The organism is uncultured Thiodictyon sp. (assembly GCA_903837595.1).
GTDB lineage: Bacteria > Pseudomonadota > Gammaproteobacteria > Chromatiales > Chromatiaceae > Thiodictyon.
Genome location: CAILVI010000386.1, coordinates 1 through 6,683, shown reverse-complemented (window position 1 = coordinate 6,683; position 6,683 = coordinate 1). Strand labels below are relative to the sequence as shown.

The window sequence follows — 6,683 nt, the reverse complement described above, 5'->3', positions numbered from 1 at the left end:
TTTGAAAAAAGAAAATCTGAAACTTCCAGCAGCAACGGCGACTCCACCTACCAATGCGTCAACGTCAGCGCGGAGATGTCGTGCCCCTTTTGTTCCTTGAAGCGCCTATGTATAAGTGGCGGGCCTGGCAGCAATGTGACTGGCGATGTTGGCAGCCCCGGCTGTTCAACATCAGCCGTCGTTGTATGCACAGGTCACGGAAATACTCCTCTCGCTGGACGTTATTCATGGTCGGCAGAGTTCGATGGGGGAAAGGCCTGCTCCGGAGAGGTCGAAATCGGCAATGACAACTTGAAGATCAACGTTTTGAGTAATTGCGAGGTTGGGAGCATCTATAGGTGGTAGGACGGAAATTGAATGGTATAAGGGGCCGGATAAGGGGCCAGTGCGGCTTGGCAACGTAATCGGGGACAGACAACGTTTTTTCCGAATCCCATGCCCTGGCAACAAAGATCGGAAACAATGGCCTAACTTGGCTCAAAAGCGACCGCACGCCATCGGGGTTCGTGGTAAATGGCAGGCTCCGTGCAGGCGCGCGTCGCTTTAGCCTTGACGTTAGGCTCGCTAGAGCGAGGAACTGCATCAAATACGGAGAGCATATCTGATGAAAACATTGATCATCTGTGGTCTCGATTTCTGTTCGGGCGTGGCTTGGGCTACGGAATACCAAACCCCTGCCTGTTATGCCGAAGTTCCCACTTTGTGCTCTTTTAATGAGATGACATGACTTTGCAGTTGTGTAACGAAGAAGGCAAATCAAAGAATCTGATTTTTCTGATTTCTCAAAGAATCTATATGCCAGCAGGGAACAAGTTCGGCAGCGCTGATGGTAAACGGGTTTGCACGGTCAAAGGAATCAAAAGCGCTGAGCCTAAGAGATATACGGTTACTATCGAATGACTTCCAAGCGTGATTCCAGCTCATTTTCTAACTCTGCGGGCGGCTTGCTTAATTCGTTCGGCAATGAACATGGCAATTACCTCAGAAAAGATGTTAAGTTCAGTTACTTTTCGATCTTCCGCCTAAGTAATCCCTACCCTATTTCTTCCGGCGATACATCAAGATGAAAGTCAAAGATCTTATTGACCGGATCGAGTCTGATGGTTGGATGCAGGTTCGCCAGAAAGGTAGCCATCGTCAGTTCCATCATCCAACGAAACCGGGAACGGTCACGGTTTCCGGAAAATCAAGTGTTGATGTCCCACCAGGTACATTGAACAACGTATTGAAGCAGGCCGGGATCAAGTGAGGCAATTGCATGCGTTACATGGTTGTCATTGAAAGGGGCGCCAGTAGTTTCGGCGCATACGTCCCTGATCTGCCTGGCTGCATCGCGGCGGCAGAAACAGCGGAAGAGGTACTTCAACTGATTCACGAAGCCATTGAGTTTCATCTTGAAGGCATCAAGGAAGAAGGTGCGCCAGTACCTCAACCGCTTTCTTACAGCGAGTTTATCGAAATTCAAGCCTAACCTTCGGCTAAACAGCGAGCGCGCGCCACGGGCGTTGCGGTCATTTACAGGCTCCGTGCGAGCGCGCGCCGCTTTAGCCTTACGTTAGGCGAAGATACGTTAGGCGAAGATAACTGTCGACATGAACACGGTTTACATTGAAACATCAATCGTGAGTTATCTGCGTCAGAGGCCAAGCCCGCAGATCGTAGCCGCAGCACGACAACTACTTACGCAACGCTGGTGGGATCATGAACGGAAGCATTATCAGCTTGTTGTCTCACAGTATGTAATTGATGAAGCCGCGGCCGGAAACCCAAGTCTTGCAGAAGCCAGACTCGAGTCGCTTGATGGCATTCCACTGCTCCCTCATGCACCTGAGGTCATAACGCTCACTAACGAAATCATGTCACTTGGTGTGTTACCGGAAAAGGCGCAAGTCGACGCCCTTCACATCGCGATGGTAGCACATCATCAAATTCAATATTTGCTGACATGGAACTGCAAACATATAGCGAATGCGAAAATACTTCCCCGCATTCACGATCTCTTTGCGCGATTAGCCATCCCTATACCCATTATCTGCACCCCAGAGGAGTTGTTAGGCGATGATACAGAATGCGACTGACTCAGTAATTGAGGAAATTCACCGGACTCGCGAGAAAATCTCGGAGCGGTTCGGCGGAAACATCGCTGCAATTGCCGAGGATGCAGCACGTCGTCAGGCTTCGTCGAACCGTCCCGTATGGAAAGCAAAGACGCCTAACGAGAAGGATGAGTCGTGCGAGCAGAGCGAGCCACGACTTATCCTTGTGGTTGGACGAGCCCGGTAAGTTGGCACGGGAGCTGTAAGGCCTGGGGGTCAGGTCTTGCAATCATGCATCCGGCGCACGATGCACGAATGCATGATTGCAAGACCTGACCTCCGCTCCCTCTGATTGCAAGACCTGACCCCGCTCCTTGACCCCCGCTCCTTAGCCAGACACTCATGCCACCTGCCCCCAGCCGAGCGCGTTGACGATACACTCGAAGTCCGCCCCTGGGGGTGCCGTAATCGCCAGCGGCTCACCACTGTGCGGATGGATGAGCTCCATCGCGGTCGCTGCCAAGAGCAGGCGCTGGTTGCCGAAGTGATCGCGAAAGAACTGGTTGTGGCGGCCGTCGCCGTGCGTGGTATCGCCGACGACGGGATGGAAGATGTGCTTCAGGTGTCGGCGGATCTGATGCTTGCGGCCGGTTTTCGGTTGCAGCGCGACGAGCGAGTAACGTGCGGTGCGGTAATGGCCAACGGGGTGCGGCAGTTCGACCGTAGAGAGGCGCTGGTAGTGGGTGATCGCTTGCTGGGGGGCCTTGTCTGGATCGGCTAGCACGTCGGCGATCTTATCGAGTTCCTCGCGTAGGGCATAGTCGATCACGCCAGCCGACTGCGTATAACCACGTACGATGGCCCGATAGGTCTTCTGCACGCGCCCCGCGGTGAACTGCGCGGTGAGTTCTCGGGCAGTCTCCGGGTTGAGGGCGAACACCAGTATACCGGAGGTGGGCTTATCGAGGCGATGCACCGGGTAGACGCGCTGGCCAATCTGGTCGCGCACCAGTTGCAGGGCGAAGCGCGTCTCGTGCTTGTCGATGAGGCTGCGGTGAACGAGCAAGCCGGACGGCTTGTGCACCGCGATCATTACGTCGTCCAAGTACAGGATGTCCATGCGTACCAACTATACCGCATCACCCATGTCGGGACTGGCTCCGGTCCACTGCCGGCAAGCCTCCCAGAGGCGCCCGGCTCAGGGGCCGGTCAGTTGCGCGCGCCGTTGATGTGTTCCACGCGCCTGATGAGCCACTGGGCGGCGGTTTCACGGTCATTTTCGGATAGCGCGCTGCCCAACGTGTGGTCGATGGCGGTCAGGCGAAGTTCGACGCGCCCCACGCGCGCCTTGATCTCCGCAACATCTGCCTGGATCGCGCGCAGATGCTCCAAGACGAGACTTTCAAACTCTGTGGTCATGGCGTGTTCATCCCCTTACTGTTGTGGACTGCCGACCCTGCTGCGGGGGCGATCCGATGAACGGCCATAGCACCCCGAACAAGTCAACGGGTGCCGTCTGTTAGCCCCACGTTACCGAGCGGGCGATGTCGTAAACAAAAAGGGGACAGACTTTCGCCTATCCCCTTGTTTTTTTGGTGCGCCCTGCGCGACTCGAACGCGCGACCACCTGATTAAAAGTCAGATGCTCTACCGACTGAGCTAAGGGCGCGAGGACTGCACAGTATAGACGCATCGAGACGACTTTTGAAGCGCGTTGTGAAATTAAGGACGGCACGGGCGCTGGCGGAAGCGGGCTGCGACCGCGATGTGATGCCGCGATAAACGGCGAGGTCGCGGCACGGCCGCCGGCCACTCCCACCGGTCCTTGCGCTGCTTTCACGCCAAGGCCGCGACCCGCCGGTTGCTGGCCGACCACCACCGGTCGCCGGTTCGCTGCGGCGCGCTGCACGATCCGGGAGGTACAGGGCCGCATCTATTGGTAGTATTGCTGCCCGTCAGACGTACACCTGTTCACAGGCGCCTGACCCGGCCGCACGCCGGACCCCATCGTCAAACCTTGCCCACCGGCATCGGGAGCAGACTCATGAAAACCAAGCTATTGATTGCGTTGATGGTCGGAGCCATGTCCTGGACCGCCGCCAGCGCGGCGGCCACCGTCGAGACCGTGAAGATCGGCTGCGTAGCGCCACTGACCGGCCCCCAGGCACACCTGGGCAAGGACATCGAGAACGGCGCCCGCTTGGCGGTGGACACCATCAACGCCACCAAACCGACCCTGGGGGGCAAGCCGATCCAGTTCGTGCTCCAGGTGGAGGACGACGCGGCCGACCCCAAGACCGCGACCGTGGTGGCCCAAAAGCTGGTGGACGACGGCGCGAAGGGCGTGGTCGGACACCTGAATTCGGGGGCCAGTATCCCGGCCTCACGCATCTACGCCGACAATGACATCCCCCAGGTCTCCCCGGCCTCGACCGCGGTCGCCTACACCCACCAGGGGTTCAAGACCGCCTACCGGCTGATGGCCAACGACTCCCAGCAAGGCCGTGCGCTGGGTCAGTACGCCACCCACCTGGGCAAGCGGGTGGCGGTGGTGGATGACCGCACCGCCTACGGCCAGGGCCTGATCGACGAGGTGGTGAAGGGGGTCAAGGCGTCCGGCGGGGAGGTGGTCGCACGCGAATACACCACCGACAAGTCCACTGACTTCACCGCCATCCTCACCTCGCTCAAGGCCAAGAAGCCCGACGTGGTGGTCTTCGGCGGCATGGACCCCCAGGCCGCCCCCATGGTCCGCCAGTTGCAGACCCTCGGGATGAAGATCCCCTTCATCGGGGGGGACGGCATGCAGACCGCCGAGTTCATCAAGCTCGCCGGTCCGGCCGCCGAGGGGGCGATCGGGTCATCCCCCGGGCTGCCGATCGACAAGATGCCCGGCGGGGCGGACTTCACCCAGCGCTTCGGTGAGCGCTTCGGCAAGATCCAGATCTACGCCCCCTTTGCGCACGACGCCGCGGTGGTCCTGATCCAGGCGATGCTGCGGGCCGGTTCTGCCGAGCCCGGTAAATACCTGCCGGAACTGGCCCGCACCAAGGTCGACGGGGTCATCGGCCCGATCGCCTTCGACGACAAGGGCGACCTCAAGGACGGCCCGGTCACGCTCTATCAGGTGAAGGACGGCAAGTGGGCCGCGGTTGAGACCGTGGGCGGACCAGCCGCCACGCCGGCGACCAAGTAACGGCACCGCGGCCCGCCCCCGCATGGACGTCCTGCTCCAACAACTGGTCAACGGTCTGATCCTGGGTAGCCTCTACGCACTGGTGGCGCTGGGCTACACCATGGTCTACGGCATCCTGGAGTTGATCAATTTCGCTCACGGCGAGATCGTGATGCTGGGGGCGCTGGTGTCGGTGAGCGTGCTCGGCGTGCTGGTGGCCATGGGGGTGCCGGTGCCGCTCGCGTTGCTGCTGGCGCTGGCCGCCGCGGTGCTGGTGTGCGTGGCGACCGGCGTGCTGGTGGAGCGCATCGCCTACCGGCCGCTGCGCAACGCCCCGCGCCTCGCCCCGCTGATCACCGCCATCGGGGTCTCCATCGTCCTGCAGAACCTGGCGATGATCCTCTGGGGCCGCCAGTACCTGTCCTTCCCGCCGGTCCTGGAGCCGCACATCTACGCCTGGCACGGGGCCAGCGTGTCCAATGTCCAGCTCCTGATCGTCGCGGTGGCCGCCGTCACCATGGGCGCCCTGCTACTCTTGGTACACCGCACCCGGCTCGGCCGGGCGATGCGCGCCACCGCGCAGAACCGGGAGGTGGCCGGGCTCATGGGGGTGGACGTGAACCGGGTGATCGCCGCCACCTTCGCGGTGGGGTCCGCCCTGGCCGCGGTGGCGGGGCTGCTGATCGCCGCCTATTACGGCATCGCCCATTACAACATGGGCTTCCTGCTCGGGCTGAAGGCGTTCAGCGCGGCCGTCCTGGGCGGGATCGGCAACATCCCCGGGGCGCTCCTGGGCGGGCTGCTCCTGGGAGTGATCGAGAGCCTGGGAGCGGGCTATATCGGAGACCTCACCGGCGGCTTCCTGGGCAGCCATTACCAGGACATCTTTGCCTTTTTCATCCTCATCCTGGTGCTCATCTTCCGCCCCTCAGGGCTGCTGGGCGAGCGCGTGTCGGATCGCGCTTAAATGTCTGACCTGCTTCCAAACCGGTTCTACCGCGACCCGCGGCTCGCCTGGACGGCCTATATCGCCCTGGCCGCGCTCTTGCTGGTCCTGCCCTTCCTGGTGGACGCCGGCATGGGGCGCAGTTGGGTGCGCATCCTCGACTTCGCGCTGCTCTATGTGATGCTGGCCCTGGGGCTCAATATCGTGGTGGGATTTGCCGGGCTGCTGGATCTCGGCTATGTCGCCTTCTACGCGGTGGGCGCCTATTTCTATGCCATCCTGGCCTCACCGCAGTTGGGCATCCACCTGCCGTTCTGGGCCCTGTTGCCGCTGGGGGCGGGGCTCGCGTGTCTCTTCGGGGTGCTGCTGGGGGCGCCGACGCTGCGCCTGCGCGGCGACTATCTGGCCATCGTCACGCTAGGTTTCGGGGAGATCATCCGGATCTTCCTGAACAACCTGAACGCCCCGGTCAATCTCACCAACGGCCCCCAGGGCATCAACATGATCGACCCGGTGCGGATCGCGG

The 6,683-nt window shown here is 60.5% G+C and carries 7 protein-coding genes, 1 tRNA gene and 1 pseudogene; 6 read left to right on the top strand and 3 right to left on the bottom strand.

The annotated features are described in order from the left end of the window. Positions 1–1,063: 1,063 nt before the first annotated feature. The 3 genes from QZY44_RS22790 to QZY44_RS22780 all read left to right on the top strand — a co-directional run bounded on the left by QZY44_RS22790 (position 1,064) and on the right by QZY44_RS22780 (position 2,078). On the top strand, positions 1,064–1,249 hold the full coding sequence (locus tag QZY44_RS22790; protein ID WP_295453054.1) for a type II toxin-antitoxin system HicA family toxin: 186 nt from the start codon (positions 1,064–1,066) through the stop codon (positions 1,247–1,249). Positions 1,250–1,258: 9 nt separating this feature from the next. Next, positions 1,259–1,471, top strand: a complete 213-nt coding sequence (locus tag QZY44_RS22785) for a type II toxin-antitoxin system HicB family antitoxin (RefSeq protein ID WP_295453049.1) — start codon at positions 1,259–1,261, stop codon at positions 1,469–1,471. 121 nt (positions 1,472–1,592) lie between these two features. Next, positions 1,593–2,078, top strand: a complete 486-nt coding sequence (locus QZY44_RS22780) for a type II toxin-antitoxin system VapC family toxin (RefSeq protein ID WP_295453045.1) — start codon at positions 1,593–1,595, stop codon at positions 2,076–2,078. 358 nt (positions 2,079–2,436) lie between these two features. Here the strand turns inward: QZY44_RS22780 and truC are convergent, their stop codons facing one another. The 3 genes from truC to QZY44_RS22765 form a co-directional block, all read right to left on the bottom strand. Beyond that, positions 2,437–3,156, bottom strand: coding sequence for a tRNA pseudouridine(65) synthase TruC (gene truC / locus QZY44_RS22775; protein WP_295453040.1), 720 nt, complete (start codon positions 3,154–3,156; stop codon positions 2,437–2,439). 89 nt (positions 3,157–3,245) lie between these two features. Further along, positions 3,246–3,455: a hypothetical protein gene (locus QZY44_RS22770; protein WP_295453034.1), complete on the bottom strand. Its 210-nt coding sequence runs from the start codon at positions 3,453–3,455 to the stop codon at positions 3,246–3,248. A gap of 174 nt (positions 3,456–3,629) precedes the next feature. Beyond that, positions 3,630–3,705: transfer RNA gene (locus QZY44_RS22765), tRNA-Lys, on the bottom strand. A gap of 375 nt (positions 3,706–4,080) precedes the next feature. Between QZY44_RS22765 and QZY44_RS22760 the strand changes: the two genes are divergently transcribed. From QZY44_RS22760 to QZY44_RS22750, 3 genes and pseudogenes are all read left to right on the top strand, one after another. Next, on the top strand, positions 4,081–5,232 hold the full coding sequence (locus QZY44_RS22760) for a branched-chain amino acid ABC transporter substrate-binding protein (protein ID WP_295453030.1): 1,152 nt from the start codon (positions 4,081–4,083) through the stop codon (positions 5,230–5,232). 22 nt (positions 5,233–5,254) lie between these two features. Then, the gene (locus tag QZY44_RS22755; RefSeq protein ID WP_295453025.1) at positions 5,255–6,178 is read left to right on the top strand and encodes a branched-chain amino acid ABC transporter permease; all 924 of its coding nucleotides are present in this window, start codon (positions 5,255–5,257) and stop codon (positions 6,176–6,178) included. Then, positions 6,179–6,683, top strand: a pseudogene (locus tag QZY44_RS22750) (ABC transporter ATP-binding protein); the annotation flags it as partial.

Bases quoted from the DNA above. Each gene is read 5' to 3' on its own strand.
- QZY44_RS22770 (WP_295453034.1), bottom strand. From the start codon at position 3,455: ATGACCACAGAGTTTGAAAGTCTCGTCTTGGAGCATCTGCGCGCGATC.
- QZY44_RS22780 (WP_295453045.1), top strand. From the start codon at position 1,593: ATGAACACGGTTTACATTGAAACATCAATCGTGAGTTATCTGCGTCAG.
- QZY44_RS22760 (WP_295453030.1), top strand. From the start codon at position 4,081: ATGAAAACCAAGCTATTGATTGCGTTGATGGTCGGAGCCATGTCCTGG.
- QZY44_RS22790 (WP_295453054.1), top strand. From the start codon at position 1,064: ATGAAAGTCAAAGATCTTATTGACCGGATCGAGTCTGATGGTTGGATG.
- truC (WP_295453040.1), bottom strand. From the start codon at position 3,156: ATGGACATCCTGTACTTGGACGACGTAATGATCGCGGTGCACAAGCCG.
- QZY44_RS22755 (WP_295453025.1), top strand. From the start codon at position 5,255: ATGGACGTCCTGCTCCAACAACTGGTCAACGGTCTGATCCTGGGTAGC.
- QZY44_RS22785 (WP_295453049.1), top strand. From the start codon at position 1,259: ATGCGTTACATGGTTGTCATTGAAAGGGGCGCCAGTAGTTTCGGCGCA.